The 310-nt window shown below is 71.3% G+C and carries 1 protein-coding gene; it reads right to left on the bottom strand.

The window, feature by feature from the left end; all coding sequences use genetic code 11:
- Positions 1-310, bottom strand: a 310-nt coding sequence (locus tag SB754_RS19700) for a DUF4916 domain-containing protein (RefSeq protein WP_410784082.1), incomplete at both ends; no start/stop codon positions are given.

Below are 310 nucleotides of genomic sequence, written 5' to 3'. Positions count from 1 at the left end.
GAAGGGGGAAGTACTCGGCGACGGTGAAGGGCACGGGCTGCGGCGGCACCTGGGGGAACGCCATCGGGCCGAGGTCGTTCTCGAGGTGCCGGTAGAGGGCGTCTCGTACCGTCTCGCCGAAGCGCACGCGGCCGGATACGACGGTGCGGGTCAGCTCGCCGACGCTCGTCGAGCGGAGCATGATCCCGACCTCGGTGACCTGGCCGGATCCGTCGGTGCGCACGGGCACGGCCTCGACGTAGAGCATCGGCAGGCGGCGGCGAGCTTCGGCGAGCTCGACCTCGCTGAGCCAGGCGGGGTTCGTGGATCC

Source organism: Leifsonia sp. SIMBA_070 (genome assembly GCF_046534635.1).
In the GTDB taxonomy this organism is placed as follows: Bacteria; Actinomycetota; Actinomycetes; order Actinomycetales; family Microbacteriaceae; genus Leifsonia.
Note: the sequence above shows the minus strand (reverse complement) of the source record. Positions and strands in the feature narration are given on the sequence as shown.